The sequence below is a fragment of the Agromyces arachidis genome (genome assembly GCF_052805135.1).
In genome coordinates this window covers 37,618-61,382 of record NZ_JBRBDK010000008.1, presented here as the reverse complement: position 1 = coordinate 61,382, position 23,765 = coordinate 37,618, and the positions used below count along the sequence as shown (strand labels likewise).

Genomic DNA, 23,765 nt, shown 5'->3' with positions numbered 1-23,765 from the left:
ATGATCCTGCCCTGGCTCTTCCTCGCCGCGGCCCTGGTCCTCGTCGGCTTCGGCGGTCTCATGGCCGCGGTCGATTCGGCCATCGGCGTCAGCTCCCGCGCCGACCTCGTCGAGATGTCCGTCGGCGCGCGGGCCGAGCGCTCCCTCCGCGCCATCGCCGACGACACCGGAGCGCACGTCAATGCCGTGAACTTCATGCGCATCCTCACGGAGACGACGGCGGCGGTGCTCGTCACGCTCGCGTTCACGTTCTTCCTCGACGACGTGGGGCTGGTCCTGCTCGTGTCGGCGCTGATCATGACCGCGGTGTCGTTCGTGCTCGTCGGTGCGAGCCCGCGCAGCGTGGGCCGGGCCCACGCGGCCACGGTGCTCCGGCTCGCCGCGCCGATCGTGCGCTTCGTGCGCCTGCTGCTCGGCCCGCTCGCGAACGCGCTCGTCGCGCTCGGCAACCGCGTGACGCCGGGCCGGGTCCGGTTCGCGGGCGTCTCCAGCGAGGAGCAGTTGCTCAGCATGGTCGACGAGGCCACCGAGCTCGAGGTGCTCGACCAAGGCGACCGCGAGCTCATCCACTCGATCTTCGAGTTCAACGACACCCTCGTCCGCGAGGTCATGGTGCCCCGCACCGACATGGTGACCATCGACCAGTCGGCGCACCTGCCGCAGGCCATGGCGCTGTTCCTGCGGGCGGGATACTCGCGCATCCCCGTGGTCGAGCGCGAGGCCGACGACATCGCCGGGGTGCTCTACCTCCGCGACCTCGCCAAGCTCGGGTTCGAGCGCCCGCTCGACGCGGAGTCGCTCACCGTCGGCGACCTCGCCCGCCCCGCCGTGTTCGTCCCGGAGTCGATGAAGGCCGATGCGCTGCTGCGCCAGATGCAGACGGAGTCGAACCACCTGGCGATGGTCGTCGACGAGTACGGCGGCATCGCCGGCCTCGTCACCATGGAGGACCTGATCGAGGAGCTCGTCGGCGACATCTCGGACGAGTACGACCGCGAGGCCGCGCAGGTCGAGGAGCTCGGCGAGGGCCGGTTCCGGATCAACGCGCGACTGCCGGTCGACGAGCTCGGCGAGCTGTTCGGCCTCGACCTCGACGACGAGGACGTCGACTCGGCCGGCGGGCTGCTGGCGAAGGAGCTCGGCCGACTGCCGCAGCCGGGCGATCGGGCCGCGGTCAGCGGGCTGACGCTCGAGGCGGAGCGCACCGAGGGACGCCGCAAGCGCATCGCGACGATCCTCGTCGAGGCCGACCAAGCACTGATCGACGTGCGCGCCGCGTTCGCGGGCGACGACGCCGCATCCATCGAGGGAGAGCGACCATGACCGACTACCGCGCAGGATTCGTCTCGTTCGTCGGCCGGCCCAACGTGGGCAAGTCGACGCTCACCAACGCGCTGGTGGGCGAGAAGGTCGCGATCACGAGCTCGAAGCCCCAGACCACGCGTCGCGCCATCCGGGGCATCGTGCACCGTGAGTACGGCCAGCTGATCGTCGTGGACACGCCGGGGCTGCATCGCCCGCGCACGCTCCTGGGGGAACGCCTCAACTCGCTCGTGCAGACCACGCTCGGCGACGTCGACGTGATCGGCTTCTGCGTGCCGGCGAACGAGGCGATCGGCCCGGGCGACCGGTTCATCAACGAGCAGCTCGACCCGTACCCGCGGGCGAAGAAGGTCGCGATCGTGACGAAGACGGATGCCGCGGGCAAGGGCAAGGTCGCCGAGCAACTGCTCGCCGTCTCGCAGTTGCGCGAGTGGGACGCGATCATCCCCGTCTCCGCACCGAAGGGCGAGCAGCTCGACGTGCTGGTCGACGAGCTGCTGCAGCTCATGCCCCAGTCGGAGCAGCCGCTCTACCCGGCCGAGACCACGACCGACGAGGACACGGCCGAGCGCATCGCGGAGTTCGTGCGCGAGGCCGCGCTCGAGGGCGTCTCCGACGAGCTGCCCCACTCGATCGCCGTGACCGTGGACGACATGATCGAGCGCGAGGACAAGGACCTGCTCGAGGTCTACGCGAACCTGTACGTCGAGCGCGACAGCCAGAAGGGCATCATCATCGGCAAGGGCGGCTCGCGGCTCCGCGAGGTCGGCGAGCGCGCACGCGCGCAGATCGAGCAGCTGCTCGGCCGGAAGGTCTACCTGGCGCTGCACGTCAAGGTCGCGAAGGACTGGCAGCGCGACCCGAAGCAGCTCGGCCGCCTCGGGTTCTGACGCCCGTGGCGGGTCCGTCTTCGCGACACGGAGTCGGGCCGTTCGTGGTGTTCGACTGCGACGGCGTGCTCGTCGACTCGGAGCGTCTCGTGCAGCGCGTGGAGATCCAGCTCATCACCGAGCTGGGCTGGCCGATCACGCTGGAGGAGATCCGGAGCGAGCACCTCGGCAGGTCCGCCGCCGAGGTCATGGCCAACATCGAACGACGGATCGGCCGGGCGATCCCGGATGACTTCGTCCGACGCCGCGATGACCTGCTCAGGGTGTCGTTCACGACGGAGCTCGAGGCCGTGGCGGGTGTGCGCGAGGCGCTGGACGAGCTGGACGCCCGGGGGTACCGCTCTTGCATCGCGTCGTCCGGCACCCACGACCGGATGCGGCTCACGCTCGGGCGGACGGGCCTGCGGTCCCGGTTCGAGGGGCGGATCTTCAGCGCGAGCGAAGTGGAACGGGGCAAGCCTGAGCCCGACCTGTTCCTGCATGCCACACGGCGGATGGGGGTGGCGCCGTCGGACTGCGTCGTCGTCGAGGACAGCCCGGCGGGGATCACGGCCGCCGGGCGCGCGGGCATGCGATCCATCGGGTTCGCCGCCGACACCCCCGCCTCCCTGCTCCGCGGGGCGGACCTCACGATCGAGCACATGGATTCGCTCGTCGAGACGATCAGCCGGCTCTCTAGAACTGACCTCGGGCCGCGGTCGTCCGTGCCGCCCGGTTCAGGTCCCGACGCCGAGTGCCGCGAACGCGTTGCCGGCCTGGAACACCGCGAGCGCGAGCACCAGCGCGACGGGCGGGATCCACGCGGCGCGGCGACCTGAGCGGATCAAGGCGATCGAGGCGACGAGGGCGAGGATGCCGACGACGATGGTGCCGAACCGCGCGATGTGGTGGCCCGCGAGGATCACTCCGTAGTCGCATTCGGTCACGGGCGGATTGCACCGGTCGCCGACGAAGAACACGACGACCGCATACCACGCCAGGGCCGCCAGCGCCGGCGCGAGCATGACCAGGCCGACGACGGTCAGGCCGCGATCGGCGGCATCGGCGGGGGGTCGAACGGGGCTCGGCTGCACGGATCGAGCATGGCACGCGCCGTCGTCGATGACGGGACTGCCGCTCCGCCCCGCGCGGATGTTAGCCTTGTCGCGTGCTTCACGGCCTGCTTCTCCTTAGCTGCCGCAGCGAGTCCTAGTTCACAGGCCTCCCTCGCTGCGGAGTCCGTCGTCGGCTGAACCCCCCGAAGAGCGAGAAGAGCACCTCATGAAGAACACCCAGAAGCCCTCCGCGATGCCGGTGCATCGCTACCGCCCGTACGACGAGCAGGTCCGCGTCGACCTGCCGGATCGCACGTGGCCGTCCAACCGCATCGAGAAGGCGCCGCGCTGGTGCGCGGTCGACCTGCGCGACGGCAACCAGGCGCTCATCGACCCGATGAGCCCAGAGCGCAAGCGGATCATGTTCGACCTGCTCGTGCGCATGGGCTACAAGGAGATCGAGGTAGGGTTCCCGTCGGCGAGCCAGACCGACTTCGACTTCGTGCGCAGCCTCATCGACGAGGGCGCCATCCCCGACGACGTCACCATCCAGGTGCTCACCCAGGCCCGGGACCACCTGATCGAGCGCACGTACGAGTCGATCCGCGGGGCGAAGCAGGCGATCGTGCACCTCTACAACTCGACGAGCGTGCTCCAGCGCGAGGTCGTGTTCCGCACCGACAAGCAGGGCATCATCGACATCGCCCTGCACGGCGCGCGCAAGTGCCGCGAGATGGAGGCGACCGTGCCCGGCACGACCGTCTACTACGAGTACTCGCCCGAGAGCTACACGGGCACCGAGCTCGAGTTCGCGGTCGACGTCTGCAACCGGGTGCTCGAGGTGCTCGAGCCGACGCCCGAGCGCAACGTCATCATCAACCTGCCCGCGACCGTCGAGATGGCCACGCCCAACGTGTACGCCGACTCGATCGAGTGGATGTCGCGGCACCTCGCGCACCGCGAGAACGTGATCCTGTCGCTGCACCCGCACAACGACCGCGGCACGGCGATCGCGGCCGCCGAGCTCGGCTACATGGCCGGCGCCGACCGCATCGAGGGCTGCCTGTTCGGCAACGGAGAGCGCACGGGCAACGTCGACCTCGTCGCGCTCGGCATGAACCTCTTCACCCAGGGCATCGACCCGCAGGTCGACTTCTCGGACATGGACGAGATCAAGCGCACCGCCGAGTACTGCAACCAGCTCCCCGTGCACGAGCGCAGCCCCTGGGCGGGCGACCTCGTCTACACCGCGTTCTCCGGCTCCCACCAGGACGCGATCAAGAAGGGCTTCGAGGCGATGGAGGCGCGCGCCGCCGAGCGCGGCGGCACCGTCGACGACCTCGTGTGGGCCGTCCCGTACCTGCCGGTCGACCCGAAGGACATCGGCCGCAACTACGAGGCCGTCATCCGCGTCAACTCGCAGTCGGGCAAGGGCGGCGTCGCCTACCTGCTGAAGAGCGACCACGCGCTCGACCTGCCGCGGCGCCTCCAGATCGAGTTCTCGGGCGTCGTGCAGGCGAAGACGGATGCCGAGGGCGGCGAGGTCACGAGCGACGAGATCTGGCGCATCTTCAACGACGAGTACCTGCCCGCGCCGCAGGATCGCCCCGACGAGAAGTGGGGCCGCTTCGAGCTGCTGTCGATGCGCACCGAGAGCGACCTCACGGGCGACGTGCGCGTGCGCGTGGGCCTGCGCGACGGCGACGAGCGCGTCGACGCCGACGGCTCGGGCAACGGTCCGGTCGCGGCGTTCCTCTCGGTCCTCGCGGCCGAGGGCGTCGACGTCCGCGTGCTCGACTACAGCGAGCACGCGATGTCGGCGGGCGGCGACGCGATGGCCGCGGCCTACGTGGAGTGCCAGGTGGAGGGCCGCACCCTGTGGGGCGTGGGCATCGACGCCGACATCTCCACGGCGTCGCTGAAGGCGGTCGTCTCCGCGGTGAACCGCGCGCTCCGCTCGGTGCGCGCGTCTGAGGGAGCGCAGGAGCCGGCGCTCGCCTGACGTCGCGCGAGGTCCCGGAGCGGCTGGACCACTCCGGGCCGCGGCCGGCGTCAGCCTCGGCGCCAGACCCGCCAGCTCGCGATCGCCCGTTGCTCCGGGAGGCTCCAGCCGAAGCGCACCGAACCCAACCGGATCATCGTCGTGACGACGACGCACGTGATGGCGGCCACGGTGATGTTCGCGCCCAGCGCGACCAGCACGACGATGAGGACGGTGCCCGCCGCCGCGGCGACCGCGTAGAGCGATCCCACGTGCATGAGCGCGATGGGCAGGTTGAGCGACACGTCGCGCAGGATCGAGCCGCCGACCGCCGACACGACGCCGACGAACACCGCGGGCACCTCCGGGAGCCCGAAGGCGAGCGCCTTCGTCGTGCCGATCGCCGCGAACAGCCCGATCGTGACGGCGTCGAGCGCGATGATGAGCGCGTTCAGGCGCGTGAACAGGCGCAGCAGCGCCATCCCCAGCAGCGCCGCGAGCGTCGCGACGACGAGGTACCAGTTGCTCTTCATCGCGGCCGGCAGCTGGTTCAGCAGCAGGTCGCGGAGCAGTCCGCCGCCGAGTCCGACGAGGATGCCGATCAGGGCCACGCCGAGGAGGTCGAGGCGGCGTTCCTTCAGTCGTCCGGCGAACATCGCGCCCTGCAGCGCGCCGATGCCGACCGCCGCGAGGTCCGTCCAGAGCGGGATCGCGAAGGGGGCGACGGTCATGCCTCGGTTGTACCACGACCGCCGTGCACGGATGCTCCGGCGCCCGCGACGTGCTCGGCGAACGTGACGCGGCCGTACGGCTCGCCGGGCACGAGGTTCGCGCCCGAGGCGAACGCGGCGAACCGGGTCCCCGGCAGCCGGAACGGCACCGTCGCGCGACGCGACCCGCGCGCGGCGAGGAACGCGCGCGCGAACTCGCGCGCCGGCTTCGCCTCGGGTCCGCCGATGTCGGGCACGATGCCCGCGGCATCCGTCTCGACCAGCTCGACGAGACGCCGCGCGACGTCGGCGACGGCGATCGGCTGGAAGGAGAACGCGGGGGCGAACACGACCGGCGAGAACCGCTGCACCGCGAAGAGCGAGGCGACGAGGTCGTGGAACTGGGTCGCCCGCAGGGTCGCCCAACGAAGCCGCGATTCGGCCACCAGTCGCTCGGAGGCGCGCTTGCCGCCGTAGTAGGCGAGGGGGATGCGGTCGATCCCGACGATCGACTGGTAGATCAGGCGGGGCCGACCGCTGCGCTCGGCGGCGCGGACGAGCGTACGGGTGATGTCGGTGTCGTCGCGCAGGGTCGTGGCCAGGTGCACCACCACGTCGACTCCCGCGAGCGCCGCGTCGACGCCGTCGCCGGTCTCGAGGTCGCCTCGCACGGTGCCGGCGCCGCCGCCGCGGCTCAGCACGCGCACGGCATGACCGCGCTCGGCGAGGAGGGGGACGACGGCACGCCCGAGCGTGCCGGTCCCGCCGGTGACGAGGATGGTTGCGGACGACGCGGTCACCCGACCATTCTGCCGTCTCCGGGGGCGCTGGGTGCGCGCCGGACGGCGCCGACCGCGGCGGTCGGTGGGAGAATCGACGGGTGCCCGTGTATCGAGATGACGCGGTCGTGCTGCGCACCCACAAGCTGGGCGAGGCCGACCGCATCGTCACGCTGCTCACGCGGCGGCACGGCAAGGTGCGGGCGGTCGCCCGCGGCGTCCGGCGAACCGCGTCGAAGTTCGGTTCGCGGCTCGAGCCGTTCATGGTCGCCGACCTGCAGCTCTACGAGGGCCGCACCCTCGACGTGATCACGCAGGCCGAGACCATCGGCTCGTACGGCGCCGAGATCGTCGACGACTACGAGGCGTACACCGCCGCGAACGCGATGGTCGAGACGGCCGACCGGCTCACCGAGGCCGAGGCCTCGACCCAGCAGTACCTGCTGTTGGTCGGAGCCCTCCGATCGCTGTCGCGGCGCGAGCACGGCGCGGCGCTGACGCTGGACTCCTACCTGCTGCGCGCCCTCGCGATCGCCGGCTGGGCGCCGAGCTTCGTCGACTGCGCCCGCTGCGGGCGCGAGGGGCCGCACACCTCGGTGGTCGTGCAGCTCGGCGGCGTCGTATGCGGCGAGTGCGCGCCGCCCGGGGCGCCCCGGATCGCGCCGTCCACCGTCGAACTGCTCGGTGCGCTCCTCGCGGGCGACTGGACCATGGCGGATGCCGCGCCCGAGCGAGACCGGGCCCAGGCGAGCGGCATCGTCGCGGCGTACACGCAGTGGCACCTCGAGCGCGGCCTGCGCTCCCTCTCCCACGTCTCCCGAGGAACGGCCCCCCAGTGACCCCCAAGCCCTACACCCACAAGGATGCGGTGCCCTACCGCCCGCTCGACTGGACCGGCCAGTATCCGCCGGCGTTCCCCAAGGGCGCCGTGCCCGAGCACGTCGCGATCGTCATGGACGGCAACGGCCGCTGGGCGAACCGGCAGGGACTCACCCGCATCGAGGGGCACAAGGCCGGCGAGGCGGCGCTGCTCGACGTCGTCGCGGGCGCCATCCAGGCCGGGGTGAAGCACCTCTCGGTCTACGCGTTCTCGACCGAGAACTGGAAGCGCTCGCCCGACGAGGTGCGCTTCCTCATGGGCTACAACCGAGACGTGCTGCACCGCCGACGCGACCAGCTCAACGAGTGGGGGGTCCGCATCCGGTGGGCGGGCCGCCGTCCGCGCCTGTGGCGGTCGGTCATCGACGAACTGCAGTACGCCGAACGGCTCACCGCGGGCAACGACACCATGACGCTCACGATGTGCGTGAACTACGGCGGTCGGAACGAGCTCGTCGACGCCGTGCGATCGATCGCCGACGACGTGGCATCCGGGCGCCTGCGCCCCTCGGCGGTCACCGAGAAGCTGATCCAGAAGCGGCTGTACGTGCCCGACCTGCCCGACGTCGACCTCTTCGTGCGGAGTTCGGGGGAGCAGCGCACCTCGAACTTCCTCCTCTGGCAGTCGGCGTACGCCGAGATGGTGTTCCTCGACACCCTCTGGCCCGACTTCGGCCGGGCCGACCTGTGGCACGCGATCGAGCTGTACGCGTCTCGCAACCGCCGCTTCGGCGGCGCGGTCGATGCACCGACCGAGGCCTCCGACGCATAGCGGCCGAGCGGACGCCGCGGCGCCGGCGACCTCCGCACGCACACAACGGCGGATATACGATCCGACTCGCCGGCGCCGAACGGGGATGCTCGGTGTGCCGGATCGTATATCCGCCGTTCTGGTCGGAATACGCCGGGACGAGCATTCGTTCGCATAGGACGTGACGAGCCCCATCAAGATCGACATCTGGTCCGACATCGCGTGCCCGTGGTGCTACATCGGCAAGCGCCACCTCGAGGCGGGCATCGCCGCGCTGGGGGAGGAGGCCCTCGACGTGGAGATCGAGTACCACTCCTACGAGCTCTCGCCCGACACCCCGCTCGACTTCGAGGGCTCGACGACCGAGTACCTGTCGGCGAAGAAGGGCCTGCCGATCGAGCGCGTCGAGCAGATGCTCGAGCACGTGACCGGGGTGGCCGCGAAGGCCGGGCTCGAGTACCACTTCGAGTCGGTCGCGCACGTGAAGACCCTGAAGGCGCACGAACTGCTGCACCTCGCGAAGGAGCACGGCAGGCAGGCCGAGATGAAGGAGCGCCTGCTCCGCGCCTACTTCGTCGAGGGCGGCCGCGTGAACCGGGTCGAGCAGCTGACGACGTTCGCCGAGGAGGTCGGCCTCGACCCGGTCGAGACCCGCGAGGCGTTGGAGTCCGGCCGCTACGCCGACGACGTTCAGGCCGACATCGCGCAGGCGCGCGCGTACGGCATCCAGGGCGTCCCGTTCTTCGTCTTCGACGGGCGGTACGGGGTGTCCGGTGCACAGCCGGCGGAGGTGTTCTCGCAGGTGCTCCAGCAGGTCGGGGCCGAGCGCGACGGGGCTGCGGCATGAGCGACGCGACGACGGATGCCGCGCCCGCGCCGTTCACGATGATCGGCGACCCGGCGGCGGCGTGCGAGGGCGACGCATGCCTCGTTCCGGGATTCGCCGCACCGGAGACCGCTGCCGACGGGGGCGTGACTACTCCGGGTCGCTGATGTCGGCGACGGTCGCGTCGACGGCGCGCACGAGCGCGTCGGCGTCGACGAACAGGCTGCGGCCGTGCTCACCAGCGCCCATCGACACGCGCCGGCCCGGGATCGTGGCGTCGACGACGACCGGCCACTCGTGCGTCGAACCGAGCGGCGTGATCGTGCCGCGCTCGTAGCCCGTCGCGGCGAGCGCGAGCGACGGGTCGGGCAGCTGGAGCTTGTTGACGGCGAGGAGCGCGCGGAGCTTCGGCCAGCTGATCTTGCGCCCGCCGGGCACGAGCGCGAAGACGTAGGTGTCGTCGCTGCGCTTGACGACGAGCGACTTCACGATGTCGGCGGGTTCGATGCCGAGGAGCTCGGCCGCCTCCTCGAGGCTGCGGGCCGCCGGCCGCTCGATCACCTCGATGTCGAGGCCGCGGGCCGCGGCATCCGCACGCGCCCGCTCGACCCCGTCGAGCCCCTCGAAGCGCGCCATGCCGTCCTCCACACCCTCGTCCTGCCCGAATCCTAAGGCCGGGCGCCGCGCGCTCGGGCGGATCCCGGCATCCGTCTGGGAGAATCGAAGGCGATGCCAACGACCACGACCCCCGCCCGCCCGCTCACGATCGGCGGCCTCGACCTCGAGGTGCCCGTCGTGCTCGCGCCCATGGCGGGCATCACGAACACCGCGTTCCGGCGCCTGTGCCGCGAGTTCGGTGCCGGCCTGTACGTCAGCGAGATGATCACGAGCCGGGCGCTCGTCGAGCGCACGCCCGAGTCGATGCGCCTCATCACGCACCACGAATCCGAGACGCCGCGCTCCATCCAGCTCTACGGCGTCGACCCCAAGACGGTGTCCGAGGCGGTCACGATGCTCGTCGCCGAAGACCGCGCCGACCACATCGACCTCAACTTCGGCTGCCCCGTGCCGAAGGTCACCCGCAAGGGCGGCGGAGCGGCGCTGCCGTGGAAGTCTGGGCTGTTCCGCGACATCGTCGAGGGCGCCGTGAAGGCCGCGGGCGACGTGCCGCTCACGATCAAGATGCGCAAGGGCATCGACGCCGACCACCTCACCTACCTGGAGGCGGGCCGCATCGCCGAGGGCGCGGGCGTCGCGTCGATCGCGCTGCACGCGCGCACGGCGGCCGAGTTCTACTCGGGTCACGCCGACTGGTCGGCGATCGCGAAGCTGAAGCAGACCGTGACGAGCGTCCCGGTCCTCGGCAACGGCGACATCTGGTCGGCTGACGACGCGCTCCGCATGGTCGACGAGACCGGATGCGACGGGGTCGTCGTCGGGCGCGGCTGCCTCGGCCGCCCATGGCTGTTCGGCGACCTCGCGGCGGCCTTCCGCGGCGAGCAGGCGAAGGCCGAGCCGACCCTCGGCGAGGTGGCGCGCACCTTCCGCCGCCACGCCGAGCTGCTCACCGAGTTCTTCGACAGCGAGGAGCGGGGCTGCCGCGACATCCGCAAGCACGTGGCCTGGTACTTCAAGGGCTACCCGGTCGGCGGCGACCTGCGGGCGCGGCTCGCGACCGTCGAGTCGCTCGAACAGCTCGACGAGCTGCTCGGCACGCTCGACTGGTCGACGCCGTACCCGGGCGAGGGCGCCGAGGGCCCGCGCGGCCGCGCCGGCACCCCGAAGAACCCCGCCCTGCCCGACGGCTGGCTCGAGTCGCAGGAGCTCGCGGGCCACGACCGGACGACCCTCGTCGACGCCGAGCTCGACACGTCGGGCGGCTGAGCGCGTGCGCGACCGACTCTTCGGCGGCTACCACGAGGCCGACGCCGAACGCTTCCTGCCCGAGCAGCACGAGAACCGGCGCCGCAGCGACTTCGCGCGCGACCGGGCCCGACTGCTGCACTCGAGCGCGTTGCGCCGTCTCGCCGCGAAGACCCAGGTGCTGAGCCCAACGTCGGGGCTCGACTTCGCACGCAACCGGCTCACGCACTCGCTCGAGGTCGCCCAGGTGGGTCGCGAGCTCGCGGGGAGCCTCGGCCTGGATCCCGACGTGGTCGACACCGCGTGCCTCGCGCACGACCTCGGGCACCCGCCGTTCGGGCACAACGGCGAGAAGGCGTTGAACGGCTGGGCGGCCGATGCCGGCGGCTTCGAGGGCAATGCCCAGACCCTCCGCATCCTGACGAGGCTCGAGCCCAAGGTGTTCTCGCCGGAGGGGCGGCCGCTCGGGCTCAACCTGACCCGCGCGAGCCTCGATGCGAGCTGCAAGTACCCGTGGCCGGAGGCCTCGGGCGTCGGCGACCCGAGCGGGCGGAACAAGTTCGGCTTCTACGCCGACGACGTCGACGTCTTCGAGTGGATGCGACGGGGCGCACCGGCCCGACGGCTCTGCATCGAGGCGCAGGTCATGGACCTCTCCGACGACATCGCGTACTCGGTGCACGACCTCGAGGACGCGATCGTGGGCGGCTACATCGACGTCGCGGCCCTGGGGCGCCGGGTCGACCACGATGAGCTCGTCGCCTCGATGCACGACTGGATCGGCGGCGCGATCGGCCACGACGAGCTCATCGCCGCGTTCGACCGGCTCGACTCGCTCGACGCGTGGATCTCGTCGTGGGACGGCAGCCGCCGCGACCAGGCCACGCTGAAGAACCTGACCAGCCAGCTCATCGGCCGGTTCGCGCACGCCGCCACCGAGGCGACGCGTGCGCACCACCCGGTAGCGAGCCTCATCCGGTTCGACGCCGACGTGGTGGTGCCGCGCGAGATCCAGGCCGAGATCGCCGTGCTCAAGGGCATCGTCGCGGCCTTCGTGATGTCCCGGAACACGAGGCAGCCGATCTACTCGCAGCAGCGGCAGGTGCTCACGGCCCTCGCCGACGTGCTCTGGGAGACCGGCGACGCCCATCTCGACCCCGGCTTCGCCGAGGACTGGCGGAACGCGGGCGACGACGCCGCCCGGAAGCGGGTCGTCGTCGACCAGGTCGCCAGCCTCACCGACCAGTCCGCGCTCGCCTGGTACGAACGGCTGGTGCAGCGCTGACGGTCATGACCGGCCGCGCCCGGCCGCGACGGGCCGTCCGCCGAATAGGATGAGAGCCATGGCGGGCCGCATTCGACAGAGCGACGTCGAAGAGGTGAAGGCCCGAACCGACATCGCCGACATCATCGGCGAGCACGTGTCGCTCAAGTCCGCGGGCGTGGGCTCGATGAAGGGTCTCTGCCCCTTCCACGACGAGCGCAGCCCGAGCTTCCACGTGACGCCCCAGCGGGGCTTCTACCACTGCTTCGGGTGCGGCGAATCGGGCGACGTCTACACGTTCCTCCAGCGGATGGACCACGTCTCGTTCACCGAGGCGGTCGAGCGCCTGGCCGGGCGCATCGGCTTCGAACTCCACTACGAGGACGGCGGGCCCGCGGCCGAGCACGGCAACCGCGCCCGGCTGCTCGCCGCGAACCAGGCCGCGGCCGAGTTCTTCGTCGAACGGCTCGGCGCACCCGACGCCGAACCGGGTCGCCGCTTCCTCGGCGAGCGCGGGTTCGACGCCGAGGCCGCACGGCGCTTCGGCGTCGGCTTCGCGCCCAAGAGCTGGGACGCGCTGACCAAGCACCTGCGCGGACGCGGCTTCTCGACCGAGGAACTCGCGGCCGCCGGCCTGGTCTCGCAGGGCGACCGGGGCGTCTACGACCGCTTCCGCGGGCGACTCGTGTGGCCGATCCGCGACGTCACGGGCCAGACGGTCGGGTTCGGTGCGCGTCGACTGCTCGAGGACGACAACGGCCCGAAGTACCTGAACACGCCCGAGACCGCGATCTACCACAAGGCCCAGGTGCTCTACGGGCTCGACCTCGCCAAGCGCGACATCGCGAGATCGCATCGCGTAGTCGTCGTCGAGGGGTACACGGATGTCATGGCCTGCCACCTCGCGGGCGTCACCACCGCCATCGCGACCTGCGGCACCTCGTTCGGGGTGGACCACATCAAGGTGCTCCGACGCGTGCTCGGGGACGACTCGGGCGTGGGGGAGGTCGTGTTCACCTTCGACGGCGACGAGGCGGGGCAGAAGGCCGCGATGCGGGCGTTCGGCGAGGAGCGGCGGTTCGCCGCCCAGACGTTCGTCGCGGTCGCGCCCGACGGCCTCGACCCGTGCGACCTGCGATTGGCACGCGGCGACGGCGCCGTGCGCTCGCTCGTCGAGTCCAAGACGCCGATGTTCGAGTTCGTGATCCGGCACACCCTCTCCCGCTTCGACCTCGAGACCGTGGAGGGCCGGGTGAACGCGCTGCGCGCCGCGGCGCCGATCGTCGCCGACATCCGCGACCCGGCGCTCCGACCCGGGTACACGCGCGAACTGGCGAGGATGCTCGGGATGGAGCTCGCCGAGGTCTCGCGTGCGGTCCGCGGAGCGGAGTCCGCGCGGGAGCGCGCCGGGTCGGACCGCGGTGAGCGCGGCAGGGATCGGGCCCGGCCGACGCCGCTCGCCGACGGGGGGCCGGGGTCGTCGGCGTCCCCGGAGCCGGAGACGCCGCGCGCGTACTCGATCCGCGACCTCCCGAACGATCCCGCGACCCGCCTCGAGCGCGACGCGGTGCAGGCGATGCTGCAGTACCCGGAGGCGGTCGGCGTCGACCTGCTCCGACAGGGGGTCGACTGCCGGTTCGGCAACGCGACCCTGGCCGTCGTGCGCGACGGCATCGCGTCGGCGCTGGCGGGCGTCGCCTCGGAGGGCGGGTCGACGGCCGGCGCCGTCTCGCTCGACCGGGTCGTGGCCGAGGTCCCGCAGCCGTTCGCCCCGATCGTGCAGCAGCTCGCCGTGCTGCCCGTGCCGCAGCGCAACGAGGTCGAGCTCGCCGCCTACGTGAGGGGCGTGGTCGGCGCGCTGGTCGATCGCGAGCTGCTCCGCCAGAAGCAGGAGCTGCTGGGCCGGCTCCAGCGCAGCGACAAGTCCGATGCGACGACCTACGCCGCGATCCAGCGCGGGCTCGTCGCGCTCGAGAACGAGCGCCGGCGACTCCGCGGCGACTGATCCCGCTTCCACGACGAGCAGCGCCGGTGCGCGCTCAGATGAGCGGGAACTGAGGCGCGCTCAGCGCTGCCCATGCGCGGATGAGCACAAGGTTGCAGATCGGTCACATTCGGCTCCACGGATGCACCCCGCTCGGAGCAGTGGTCGGCGGGTGTGCTAGGCCTGACGGATACGAGATCGCGACGCGGCGACCCCGCCCGCGCGGTCACCTGACAGGAAGAGGTAGACGGATATGGCATCCGCATCCACGAACCGTCGGCGAGCGCTCGCGTTCGCCGCGGGCTTCTCCGCCGCAGCCCTCGCGCTCACCGGTTGCACCGCCGGTGGCGGCGACGACGAGGGCGGCGCGGCCGGTGGCACGCTCACCATCGGCACGACCGAGCAGATCACGGCCCTCGACCCGGCCGGCTCGTACGACAACGGCTCCTTCGCGGTGATGAACCAGGTGTACCCGTTCCTCATGAACACCCCGTACGGCAGCCCCGACGTCGAGCCCGACATCGCGGAGTCGGCGGAGTTCACCTCGGAGACCGAGTACACCGTCACGCTGAAGGAGGGCCTCACCTTCGCCAACGGCAACGAGCTCACCTCGTCCGACGTGAAGTTCACCTTCGACCGCCAGCTCGCGATCGCCGACCCGAACGGGCCGTCGTCGCTGCTGTACAACCTCGACAGCGTGGAGACGCCGGACGACCTCACCGTCGTCTTCAAGCTGAAGTCGCCGAACGACCAGATCTTCCCGCAGATCCTGTCGAGCCCGGTCGGCCCGATCGTCGACGAGGACGTCTTCTCGGCCGACGAGCTGACCTCCGACGACGAGATCGTCGAGGGCGAGGCCTTCGCCGGCCAGTACACGATCGAGAGCTACACCTTCAACGAGCTCGTGTCGTACAAGGCGAACCCCGACTACCAGGGCCTGCTGGGCGAGGCGAAGACCGAGACGGTCAACGTCCGCTACTACACCGACGCGTCGAACCTGAAGCTCGACGTCCAGGAGGGCAACATCGACGTCGCGAACCGCACGCTCAGCGCGACCGACATCGAGGACCTGCGCGGCAACGACAACGTGAAGGTGGTCGACGGCCCCGGCGGCGAGATCCGCTACATGGTCTTCAACTTCAACACGATGCCGTTCGGCGCCGAGACGGCCGAGGCCGACGAGGCGAAGGCGCTGGCCGTCCGCCAGGCCATCGCGCACCTCATCGACCGCGACGCCATCTCGGAGGACGTGTACAAGGGCACCTTCACCCCGCTGTACTCGTACGTGCCCGAGGGCCTGACCGGCGCCAACGAGTCGCTCAAGGAGCTCTACGGCGACGGCAACGGCGCCCCCGACGCCGCCAAGGCCGCCGAGGTGCTCGAGGCCGCCGGCGTCGAGACCCCGCTGGAGGTCAGCATCCAGTACGTCGCCGAGCGCTACGGCCCGTCGTCGTCCGACGAGTACGCGGTCATCAAGGACAGCCTCGAGGCGGACGGCCTGTTCACGGTGAACCTGCAGTCGACCGAGTGGGTCCAGTACTCCGACGACCGCGTCGCCGACCTGTACCCCGTCTACCAGCTCGGCTGGTTCCCGGACTACTCGGACGCCGACAACTACCTCACGCCGTTCTTCCTCACGGAGAACTTCCTCGCCAACCACTACGACAACCCCGCGGTCAACGACCTCATCCTGGAGCAGGCCGTGACGGCCGACCCCGCCGAGCGCGAGGCGCTCATCGGCGAGATCCAGGACGCGGTCGCCGCCGACCTGTCGACCCTGCCGTACATGCAGGGCGCGCAGATCGCCGTCGTGGGCGCCGATGTCGAGGGCGCCGAGGACACGCTCGACGCGTCGTTCAAGTTCCGCTACGCGGCGCTGTCCAAGGGCTAGCCACGGGCTAGAGTCGTTGAAGCTCGACGACGGGGGCGATCTGCTACCGCGGGTCGCCCCCGTTCCCCTGTACCCCTGAGGACCCCATGAGCACCACACTTGACACCGTCGCCCCGTCGGAGGGCGCGCCGCAACCGGATCGGCCGAAATCCAAGTCGCAGGGCGGCGGCTTCGCACGCTACCTGCTGGTCCGATTCCTGCTGATCTTCCCGACCATCTTCATCCTGGTCACCGTCGTCTTCTTCCTGATGCGGACCACGGGCGACCCGATCACCGCCGCGCAGGGCGGGCGGCTCAGCGCCGACCAGCTCGCACAGCTGCGCGCGGAGGCCGGGTACGACCGGCCCGTCTTCGTGCAGTACGTCGAGTACCTCGGCCAGATCTTCACGGGCAACTTCGGCGAGACCATCACCACCAACCGGCCGGTCATCGAGGTGCTGCTCACCTACGGCCCGGCGACGCTCGAGCTCGTCTTCTACTCGCTCATCGTGGCCTTCGCCGTCGGCATCCCGCTCGGCCTGCGCGCGGCGTACCACCGCGACAAGCCGCAGGACGCGGTCTACCGGGTGCTCGCCATCCTCTGGTATGCGATCCCGATCTTCTTCGCCGGACTGCTGCTGAAGCTCGTCTTCGCGGTGTGGCTCAAGTGGCTGCCGGTGGCGGGCCGGGCGACGGTGAGCTCCGAGATCCAGATGCAGCTGCTCCCCACGAGGACCGGGCTGTACACGGTCGACGCGATCCTCACGGGCGACCCGGAGGTGGTCCTCGACGTGCTCTCGCACGCGGTCCTGCCGGCCATCGCGCTCGGGCTGCTCACCGCGGGCATCTTCCTCCGCCTCGTGCGCACGAACGTCATCGGCACCCTGTCGACGGACTACGTCGACGCGGCGCGTTCGCGCGGCGTCGCCGAGCGCCGGCTGCTGAACCGCCACGCCTACCGGCCGGCGCTCATCCCGATCATCACGGTGATCGGCATGCAGATCGCACTGCTGCTCGCGGGCGCGGTGCTGACCGAGACGACCTTCGAGTGGAAGGGGCTCGGCTTCATCCTCGCCGAGTTCCTCGAATCGCGGGACTTCGTCGCCGTGCAGGGCATCGTGGCACTGCTGGCGGTGATCGTGGCGCTGACGAACTTCGTCGTCGACATCATCGCGGCGTTCATCGACCCGAGGGTGAGGTACTGACATGTCGACGGCATCCGTCCCCACCGCCCCCGCCGCCCCGCGCCGCCGCCTCGTCGACCGCCTCCCGGTCGTCCACCAGGTGCGCCAGAGCGTCGGCCTGCAGCGCGGCATGCTCGTCGCCGGCCTCGTGATGGTCGGCGTGTTCCTCCTCACGGCGGCGTTCGCGCCGCTGCTCGCCCCCTACGGCTTCGCGCAGCGCCGAGACGCCGACGGCTCGTTCGGAACGCAGCAGCCGCCGTCGCCGGAGCACCCGCTCGGCACGACCGTCGGCGGCTACGACGTGCTGTCCCGCGTGATCTGGGGCACCCAGACCGCGGTGCTCGTCATCGTCCTCGCCGTGCTGCTGTCGATCTTCATCGGCGTCGCCCTCGGACTCTACGCCGGCTACTTCGGCGGCTGGCTCGACCGCGTGCTCGTGGTCGTGGCCGACGCCATCTACGCGTTCCCGTCGCTGCTGCTGGCCATCGTCATGTCGATCGTCATCTCGGGCGGGCAGTCGAGCCTGCTCGGCGGCGTGCTCGCGGCGGCGATCTCGATCATGGTGGTCTTCATCCCGCAGTACTTCCGCGTCATCCGGGCCGAGACCGTGCGGATCAAGGCCGAGGCCTACGTCGAGTCGGCGAAGGTGCTCGGGGCGTCGAACGCCCGCATCGTGTTCAAGCACGTGTTCCGGAACGCCACGCGCACGCTGCCGCTGATCATCACCCTGAACTCGTCCGAGGCGATCCTCACCCTCGCGGCGCTGGGCTTCCTCGGCTTCGGCATCGAGCCGACCGCGGCGGCGGAATGGGGCTACGACCTCTTCAAGGCCCAGTCGGATGTCACGAGCGGCATCTGGTGGACGGCGCTGTTCCCGGGCCTCGCGATCGTGTTCACGGTGCTCGGCATCACCCTCGTCGGCGAGAGCCTGAACGACCTGGCCGACCCGCGCCTGCGCGGCCGTCGCCGGGTGGCGCAGGCGGCCGGCGAGGTCGCCGAGACATCGGTCGTGCCCGGCGGCACGCTCACGGCGGGCCCCGGGGGCCTCGACGGCCTCGAAGACGGGGAGACGTTCGACGAGCACGGGATCGAGGTCAAGCGATGAGCACGGTGGTCGACATCCGGAACCTGGGCGTGTCGTTCGCGACCGACGCCGGCGCCGTGAAGGCCGTCGACGACGTCAGCCTGTCCGTCGAGCGAGGCGAGGTGCTCGCCATCGTCGGCGAGTCCGGCAGCGGGAAGACGGTCACGGCCAAGACGATCCTCGGACTGCTGCCCGAGACCGCCACCACCAGCGGCGCGGTGGTGCTGTCCAACCGGGCGGGGTCCGCCGAGCACGACGTCGTCTCGCTGAGCGGATCGCAGCTGCGCGGCATCCGCGGCACCGACGTCGCGATGGTCTTCCAGGAGCCGTCGACGGCGCTGAACCCCGTCTACACCGTCGGGTGGCAGATCATGGAGGGCCTCCGGGCGCACGGCAAGGTCTCGAAGGCCGAGGCGCGCGCGAAGGCGATCGACATCCTCGGCAAGGTCGGCATCCCCGACCCCGAGGACCGCGTCGACCACTTCCCGCACCAGTTCTCGGGCGGGCAGAAGCAGCGCATCGTCATCGCGATGGCGCTCGTGCTCGAGCCGGGCCTGATCGTCGCCGACGAGCCGACCACCGCCCTCGACGTCACGGTGCAGGCCGAGATCCTCGACCTGCTCCGCCGGGTGCGCGACGAGTTCGGCACCGCGATCGTGCTCATCACGCACAACATGGGGGTCGTCGCCGACCTGGCCGACCGGGTCGCGGTGATGTACCAGGGTCGCGTGGTCGAGGAGGCCACGGCCACGGAGCTGTTCAGCGATCCGAAGGACGACTACACCAAGCGGCTGCTGGCCGCGGTGCCCTACGTCGGCCACGGCGTCGCGAAGGCCGCCGAGCGGGCCGCGGCGCGGCCGGAGGGCTGGGCGCAGCACACGCCCGTCGTGGAGGCGCGCGGACTCGAGATCGAGTACCCCGGTCGGCTCGGTCGTGCGGGATTCCGTGCGGTCGACGGCGTCGACCTCCTCATCCGCCCCGGCGAGGTGCTCGGCCTGGTGGGGGAGAGCGGTTCCGGGAAGACGACCATCGGGCGAGCGATCGCCGGGCTCACGAAGGTCACCGGAGGGTCGCTGAAGGTGCTCGGCCACGAGATGAACGGCATCCGCGAGCGCGCCTTCCGGCCGTCCCGCAGTCGGATCGGCTTCGTGTTCCAGGACCCGGCGTCGAGCTTCAACCCGCTGCTCACGATCGCCGAGTGCGTCGCCGAGCCGCTCGTGATCCACGAGCGGGCGGTCGACGCGCGCGACGCCCGCCCTCGGGTGAACGAGCTGCTCGAGGCGGTCCAGCTCCCGTCGTCGTACGGAGACCGCTACCCGCACGAGCTCTCCGGCGGCCAGCGGCAGCGCGCGAGCCTCGCGCGCGCGATCGCGCTCGAGCCCGAGCTGCTGATCGCCGACGAGCCGACGTCGGCGCTCGACGTCTCGGTGCAGGCGCGCGTGCTGGAGCTGTTCGCCGAGCTCCAGCGCGAGTTCGGGTTCGCCTCGCTGTTCATCAGCCACGACCTCGCGGTCGTGGACCTGCTCGCGGACCGGATCGCGGTGCTCTACCGCGGGCGCCTCGTCGAGGAGGGCACGGGTGCGGAGGTGCTGGGCGCGCCGAAGGACCCGTACACCCAGCGGCTGCTCGCCTCGCTGCCGGTGCCCGACCCGGTCGCCCAGGCCGAGCGGCGCGCCGAGCTGCGTCGCATCCGGGAGGCGGCCGGATGAGCCGCGGCGCAGCGCACGGGTACCCGGTCGTGGTCAGCGACCTCTCCGTCGAGTACCCGGCCCACGGCGCCAGCGCGGCGCACGTCGCGCTGCGCGGCGTCGACCTCCGCCTCGCTCCGGGCGAGGTGCTGGGCCTGCTCGGGTCCGCGGGGAGCGGGAAGTCCACGCTCGCGCGCATCCTCTCGGGGATCGCATTCGAGCCGGCGGCGACCGGCGGCGAGGTGCGTCCGGCCATCACGGGCGGCGAGGCGATCGTGCTCGGGACCCCGTTGCGCGGCATCCCGCGGCGGAAGCTGCCCGAACTGCGGTTCCACGTCGGCTACCTGGCGCAGGATGCCGCTGAGCAGCTGCCCGCGGACCGGACCGTCGCCGAGATCATCGGCGAGCCGATCCTCGAGCGCGACCGGCGGTACAACCGCAAGGCGCTCGCGACCCGCGTCGCGACGATGGTCGACTCGGTGCGGCTTCCGCTCGGCATCCTCGGGAGGTACCCGTACGAGCTCAGCGGCGGCCAGCGCCAGCGGGTGGCGCTCGCGCGGGCGCTGGTGCTCGGGCCGTCGCTGCTCATCGCCGACCAGCCGACCGCGGGGATCGACCTCACCGTGCGCGACGCGGTCGCCCAGCTGATCGGCGAGCTCCGCGACGGGCACACGTTCTCGGCGATCATCATCACCCACGACCTGCCGGTGCTGCGCAAGGTCGCCGACCGCCTCGCCGTGCTCGACCGGGGCAAGCTCGTCGCGCTCGGCACGATGGACGAGCTGTTCCGCGACCCGGAGCACCCGTACGTGAAGGCGCTGGGTGCGGCGCTCGACGGCGGCCACGCGGTCATCGGCGACCTCCGGCGCGAGCCGTCGGCGTGAGCGCTCGCGCCGCGCACGGCACCATCGCCGTCGTCGGCGATCCCGAGCCGCGCTTCGCGGACGCCGTCCGCGACGCCGGCGGCGTGGTCGCGCCGCTGTCCGCGCAGACGGACGGGCTGGTGTGGGCCGCGCCGACGGGGGAGGAGGAGCTCGATCGGGTGCTCGCCGCGCACCCCGCGATCTCGTGGGTGCAGTTGCCGTGGGCGGGCGTCGACGCGTTCGCCGGCCTGCTCCGCCGGCAGGTCGGCGACGGCCGGACCTGGACCAGCGCGAAGGGCGCCTACGCCCGGCCGGTCGCCGAGCACGCGCTCACGCTCGTGCTCGCCGTGCTCCGCGAGCTTCCGCGTCGCGCTCGAGCCGGCTCCTGGGAGCACGACGAGCGCGGCCGCACGCTGCACGGTGCGCGGGTGGTCGTGATCGGCGGCGGCGGCATCACTGCGGAGCTGCTTCGGCTGCTCGCGCCCTTCGGCGTGCACGTGACGGTGGTCCGTCGCACGGATGCGGCCGTGCCGGGCGCCGAACGCACGGTCCGGCCCGACCGGCTGCTCGAGGTGCTCGCCGATGCCGAGGTCGTCGTCGTAACGGCCGCGCTCACCGAGCGGACCCGGGGACTCGTCGGCTCGGACGCCTTCACCGCCCTGCCGCAGGGCGCGATCCTCGTGAACGTGGCCCGCGGTGCGATCGTCGACACCGACGCGCTCGTGGCCGCCCTCGGATCGGGGCGTCTGGGCGGTGCGGGGCTCGATGTCACCGAGCCGGAGCCGCTGCCGGCGCGGCATCCGCTCTGGTCGGCGCCCAACTGCCTCGTGACGCCGCATGTCGCCGACACCGACGCGATGACGGTGCCGCTCTTCGCCGAGCGCATCGGCCGCAACACGCGCGCGCACCTCGGCTCCGGAGGGTTCGCCGGGGTCATCGACCTCGAGGCCGGGTACTGAGGGAATCGAGGGTGCCTCGAATTGGGACTCGGGCCGTCGCTTTGCTAGAGTGATCCCTGCGCAACGCGCGATCCTCCATAGCTCAATTGGCAGAGCAATCGGCTGTTAACCGATAGGTTCTTGGTTCGAGTCCAAGTGGGGGAGCTTGCGAAGGCCGTCCGGTTTCCGGGCGGCCTTCCGTCGTCTCCGGGAGCGGATGACGGCGGCGCCCCGCGGTCAGCCCTCGAGGTCGTCGACGCCGGGCATCCAGCTGCTGCCGGGGCGGCCCCACCCGCGCTTCCGCGTGATCTTCTGCACGATGCGCTGGTCGTGGTCGTCGAGGCGGTCCATGTACAGGACGCCGTCGAGGTGGTCGTACTCGTGCTGGAAGATGCGCGCGAGCCATCCGTCGGCGACGATCTCGTACGGTTCGCCGTCGAGGTCGGTCGCTCGCAGGATGGCGCGGTCGGCGCGACGCAGCGCGAAGCGCTCACCGGGGAACGACAGGCAGCCCTCGGACTCGTCGTCCTCGTCGGGCATGCCGGGCACCGGTGGCGAGATCCAGAGCTCGGGGTTGATCGCGACGCCCCGCCAGGAGCGGTCCTCCTCGTCGGTCCAGGAGAACGTGAACACCCGCAGCGGCACGCCGACCTGGGGTGCGGCGAGGCCGACGCCGGGCGCGGCGTCCATCGTCTCGTAGAGGTCGGCCACGAGGGCCCGGATCTCGTCGTCGATGCGGTCGACCGGCGACGCCGGCGCGTGGAGCACGGGGTCGCCCGTGATGCGGATGGGGAGGACGGCCATTCGCCAAGGATATCGGCGGGGGAGCGGGTAGGGTCGTTGCGTGGATCCCGACCTCAACGAACTGACCGAGCTCATCCCGCTCGATCCCACCCAGTTCATCGGCATCCCGCTCGCCCTGATCGGCGCGGTCTTCCTGTCGATGGGTGCGCAGTTCCAGCACCGCGGCGTCGTGAAGGTCGAGGCGCTCACCGCCGACTCGCTCGGCAAGGGCCTCAACGGTCGCCAGCTCGCACTGCTCCTCGCCCGCCCGTCATGGGTGCTCGGCACGCTCATGCTCGGGCTCGCGATCGTCTTCCAGCTGTCGAGCCTCTACTTCGCCCCGCTCATCGTGGTGCAGCCGCTCGGCGCGCTCGCGCTCGTGATCACGTCGATCCTGAACTCGCGGCTCAACCACGTGAAGCTGAACCGCAAGTCGATCGTCGCCATCGTCATGTGCGTCGGCGGCGTGTTCCTGTTCGTCGGCGTCGCCGCGTTCACGGCGGTCGACAAGCCCGTGTCGGTCGGCCAGATCATCACCATCCTGATCGTGCTCGCGGTCGTCCTGACGGCGGCGGCGGTCGCGTTCGCGCTGTGGCGGCGTCGGATCCGGGCGCTGTACTACGTGATCATGGCGGGCGTGCTGTACGGCTTCGTCGCGACGCTCGCGAAGGTCGTGCTGAACCGCCTGCAGCAGGGCGAGTTCGAATGGGTCACGTTGCTCAGCGTGATCGCCCTGCTCGCCGGCACCGCGCTCGGGGCGTACTTCGTGCAGAACGCCTACGCGAGCGGGCCGCCCGACCTCGTCATCGCGGGCCTCACCGTGGTCGACCCGATGGTGGCCGTCCTCATCGGCGTCATCGTGCTCGACGAGGCGTCCCAGGCGCCGCCGTGGGCCATCGCGGTCTTCGTCGTCAGCGGCGCGATCGCGATCTGGGGCGTGTTCCGGCTCGCCAAGAACCATCCGCAGACGCGCCTCTGAACCCTCGCCCGCGCCGTTCCGGACCGGGGAGTGCGGGTCTCGTAGACTATCGTCGGATGACGTCACCGGCCCTCGAGCCGGTCAGGCCCGGC

At 71.2% G+C, this 23,765-nt stretch carries 23 protein-coding genes and 1 tRNA gene; 19 read left to right on the top strand and 5 right to left on the bottom strand.

The genetic code is table 11. The features are described from left to right. From ACUY4T_RS11570 to ACUY4T_RS11560, 3 genes are read left to right on the top strand one after another with little or no spacing between them, the layout of a single operon-like run. Positions 1-1,323 (top strand): hemolysin family protein, encoded by a 1,323-nt coding sequence (locus ACUY4T_RS11570; RefSeq protein ID WP_446019087.1) that lies wholly within the window; start codon positions 1-3, stop codon positions 1,321-1,323. Beyond that, on the top strand, positions 1,320-2,213 hold the full coding sequence (era, locus tag ACUY4T_RS11565; RefSeq protein WP_446019086.1) for a GTPase Era: 894 nt from the start codon (positions 1,320-1,322) through the stop codon (positions 2,211-2,213). Before ACUY4T_RS11570 ends, era begins: the two co-directional genes overlap by 4 nt. A 44-nt stretch (positions 2,214-2,257) precedes the next feature. Further along, positions 2,258-3,031 carry an HAD family hydrolase gene (locus ACUY4T_RS11560; RefSeq protein WP_446019085.1) on the top strand — a complete coding sequence of 258 codons (774 nt, stop codon included), beginning with the start codon at positions 2,258-2,260 and terminating at the stop codon, positions 3,029-3,031. On the opposite strand, the gene ACUY4T_RS11555 is transcribed toward ACUY4T_RS11560, so the two are convergent. Continuing rightward, positions 2,930-3,286 carry a hypothetical protein gene (locus ACUY4T_RS11555; RefSeq protein ID WP_446019084.1) on the bottom strand — a complete coding sequence of 119 codons (357 nt, stop codon included), beginning with the start codon at positions 3,284-3,286 and terminating at the stop codon, positions 2,930-2,932. The two genes, ACUY4T_RS11560 and ACUY4T_RS11555, sit on opposite strands and share 102 nt — an antisense overlap. Positions 3,287-3,473: 187 nt before the next feature. Between ACUY4T_RS11555 and leuA the strand changes: the two genes are divergently transcribed. Continuing rightward, complete coding sequence (gene leuA, locus ACUY4T_RS11550) at positions 3,474-5,249, top strand: 2-isopropylmalate synthase (protein ID WP_446019083.1); 1,776 nt, start codon at positions 3,474-3,476, stop codon at positions 5,247-5,249. A gap of 50 nt (positions 5,250-5,299) precedes the next feature. Here leuA and ACUY4T_RS11545 read toward each other — a convergent pair whose 3' ends face one another. Both ACUY4T_RS11545 and ACUY4T_RS11540 read right to left on the bottom strand, forming a co-directional pair. Continuing rightward, complete coding sequence (locus tag ACUY4T_RS11545) at positions 5,300-5,959, bottom strand: trimeric intracellular cation channel family protein (protein ID WP_446019082.1); 660 nt, start codon at positions 5,957-5,959, stop codon at positions 5,300-5,302. After that, on the bottom strand, positions 5,956-6,738 hold the full coding sequence (locus ACUY4T_RS11540) for an SDR family oxidoreductase (RefSeq protein WP_446019081.1): 783 nt from the start codon (positions 6,736-6,738) through the stop codon (positions 5,956-5,958). Before ACUY4T_RS11540 ends, ACUY4T_RS11545 begins: the two co-directional genes overlap by 4 nt. An 80-nt stretch (positions 6,739-6,818) precedes the next feature. Between ACUY4T_RS11540 and recO the strand changes: the two genes are divergently transcribed. The 4 genes from recO to ACUY4T_RS11520 all read left to right on the top strand — a co-directional run bounded on the left by recO (position 6,819) and on the right by ACUY4T_RS11520 (position 9,340). Continuing rightward, positions 6,819-7,556, top strand: coding sequence for a DNA repair protein RecO (gene recO / locus ACUY4T_RS11535; protein WP_446019080.1), 738 nt, complete (start codon positions 6,819-6,821; stop codon positions 7,554-7,556). Further along, entirely contained in the window at positions 7,553-8,368 is an 816-nt protein-coding gene (locus ACUY4T_RS11530; protein WP_446019079.1) for an isoprenyl transferase, read from the top strand. Before recO ends, ACUY4T_RS11530 begins: the two co-directional genes overlap by 4 nt. 160 nt (positions 8,369-8,528) lie before the next feature. Next, positions 8,529-9,194 (top strand): DsbA family oxidoreductase, encoded by a 666-nt coding sequence (locus ACUY4T_RS11525; protein WP_446019078.1) that lies wholly within the window; start codon positions 8,529-8,531, stop codon positions 9,192-9,194. Next, positions 9,191-9,340, top strand: a complete 150-nt coding sequence (locus ACUY4T_RS11520; RefSeq protein WP_446019077.1) for a hypothetical protein — start codon at positions 9,191-9,193, stop codon at positions 9,338-9,340. The genes ACUY4T_RS11525 and ACUY4T_RS11520 overlap by 4 nt, the downstream gene beginning before the upstream one ends. On the opposite strand, the gene ACUY4T_RS11515 is transcribed toward ACUY4T_RS11520, so the two are convergent. Next, a complete protein-coding gene (locus ACUY4T_RS11515) occupies positions 9,324-9,809 on the bottom strand; it encodes an aminoacyl-tRNA deacylase (RefSeq protein ID WP_446019076.1) in 486 nt (161 codons plus the stop codon). The genes ACUY4T_RS11520 and ACUY4T_RS11515 overlap by 17 nt on opposite strands. A gap of 93 nt (positions 9,810-9,902) precedes the next feature. Here ACUY4T_RS11515 and dusB point away from each other — a divergent pair, with 93 nt between their 5' ends. The 10 genes from dusB to ACUY4T_RS11465 all read left to right on the top strand — a co-directional run bounded on the left by dusB (position 9,903) and on the right by ACUY4T_RS11465 (position 22,076). Beyond that, positions 9,903-11,057 carry a tRNA dihydrouridine synthase DusB gene (dusB, locus tag ACUY4T_RS11510; RefSeq protein ID WP_446019075.1) on the top strand — a complete coding sequence of 385 codons (1,155 nt, stop codon included), beginning with the start codon at positions 9,903-9,905 and terminating at the stop codon, positions 11,055-11,057. Between the two features lie 4 nt (positions 11,058-11,061). Continuing rightward, on the top strand, positions 11,062-12,321 hold the full coding sequence (locus ACUY4T_RS11505; RefSeq protein ID WP_446019074.1) for a deoxyguanosinetriphosphate triphosphohydrolase: 1,260 nt from the start codon (positions 11,062-11,064) through the stop codon (positions 12,319-12,321). A gap of 58 nt (positions 12,322-12,379) precedes the next feature. Further along, positions 12,380-14,305 (top strand): DNA primase, encoded by a 1,926-nt coding sequence (gene dnaG / locus ACUY4T_RS11500; protein WP_446019073.1) that lies wholly within the window; start codon positions 12,380-12,382, stop codon positions 14,303-14,305. A 232-nt stretch (positions 14,306-14,537) separates the two neighbouring features. Beyond that, on the top strand, positions 14,538-16,175 hold the full coding sequence (locus ACUY4T_RS11495; RefSeq protein ID WP_446019072.1) for an ABC transporter substrate-binding protein: 1,638 nt from the start codon (positions 14,538-14,540) through the stop codon (positions 16,173-16,175). Positions 16,176-16,261: 86 nt separating this feature from the next. Then, on the top strand, positions 16,262-17,359 hold the full coding sequence (locus tag ACUY4T_RS11490) for an ABC transporter permease (RefSeq protein ID WP_446019071.1): 1,098 nt from the start codon (positions 16,262-16,264) through the stop codon (positions 17,357-17,359). 1 nt (position 17,360) lies between these two features. Then, a complete protein-coding gene (locus ACUY4T_RS11485; RefSeq protein WP_446019070.1) occupies positions 17,361-18,443 on the top strand; it encodes an ABC transporter permease in 1,083 nt (360 codons plus the stop codon). Continuing rightward, the gene (locus tag ACUY4T_RS11480) at positions 18,440-20,131 is read left to right on the top strand and encodes an ABC transporter ATP-binding protein (protein ID WP_446019069.1); all 1,692 of its coding nucleotides are present in this window, start codon (positions 18,440-18,442) and stop codon (positions 20,129-20,131) included. The genes ACUY4T_RS11485 and ACUY4T_RS11480 overlap by 4 nt, the downstream gene beginning before the upstream one ends. Beyond that, on the top strand, positions 20,128-20,994 hold the full coding sequence (locus ACUY4T_RS11475) for an ATP-binding cassette domain-containing protein (RefSeq protein WP_446019068.1): 867 nt from the start codon (positions 20,128-20,130) through the stop codon (positions 20,992-20,994). Before ACUY4T_RS11480 ends, ACUY4T_RS11475 begins: the two co-directional genes overlap by 4 nt. Beyond that, on the top strand, positions 20,991-21,932 hold the full coding sequence (locus ACUY4T_RS11470) for a D-isomer specific 2-hydroxyacid dehydrogenase family protein (RefSeq protein WP_446019067.1): 942 nt from the start codon (positions 20,991-20,993) through the stop codon (positions 21,930-21,932). Before ACUY4T_RS11475 ends, ACUY4T_RS11470 begins: the two co-directional genes overlap by 4 nt. A gap of 71 nt (positions 21,933-22,003) precedes the next feature. Further along, positions 22,004-22,076 (top strand) — tRNA-Asn (locus ACUY4T_RS11465). A gap of 72 nt (positions 22,077-22,148) precedes the next feature. Here ACUY4T_RS11465 and def read toward each other — a convergent pair. After that, the gene (def, locus tag ACUY4T_RS11460) at positions 22,149-22,715 is read right to left on the bottom strand and encodes a peptide deformylase (RefSeq protein ID WP_446019066.1); all 567 of its coding nucleotides are present in this window, start codon (positions 22,713-22,715) and stop codon (positions 22,149-22,151) included. A 40-nt stretch (positions 22,716-22,755) separates the two neighbouring features. Here def and ACUY4T_RS11455 point away from each other — a divergent pair, with 40 nt between their 5' ends. Beyond that, entirely contained in the window at positions 22,756-23,673 is a 918-nt protein-coding gene (locus ACUY4T_RS11455; RefSeq protein ID WP_446019065.1) for a DMT family transporter, read from the top strand. Positions 23,674-23,765 lie beyond the last annotated feature (92 nt).